1 pseudogene is annotated in these 470 nt (G+C 47.0%); it reads left to right on the top strand.

The window, feature by feature from the left end:
* Positions 1-335 (top strand): annotated as a pseudogene (locus ACTHUT_RS21865) (DUF4198 domain-containing protein); the annotation flags it as partial.
* Between the last annotated feature and the right edge of the window lie 135 nt (positions 336-470).

Below are 470 nucleotides of genomic sequence, written 5' to 3'. Positions count from 1 at the left end.
CAGTCAGAGCCGGCGGTATTTTGCCGGTCAAGGTCCTGTACAAATGCGAGCCTTTGGTTAAAGCCACTGTTACCGCCAGCTCCGACACTTGGGCCGAAATGGACTTGGAATCAACTCATGACCACCGCGAGCCTCAAGGCTTCTCCGGCAAAACCGATAAAAACTGCGTGGTCAATGTGATTACGCTGATTGACGGTTTGTGGAAAATCAAATTGGTGAACGAGACCGATTACAGCGATAAAAGCGTATGTCAGAAAGACAATACTTACGCGATGCTGATTGTACCTGTCGGTACCAAACGCGCGACCGCACGCCATGCCCACCATCATCATTAACAGCCATTAAAAAAGGCCGTCTGAACTTTCAGACGGCCTTTATTTATTCTAATCCATAACCCAAATTTCTAAAAAACGGGATAATGTTTCCAATTTATCCTCATTCAATTGGGCAAAACGGACACGGTTGCAGCC

The organism is Neisseria sp. P0022.S010 (genome assembly GCF_051956635.1).
Note: the sequence above shows the minus strand (reverse complement) of the source record. Positions and strands in the feature narration are given on the sequence as shown.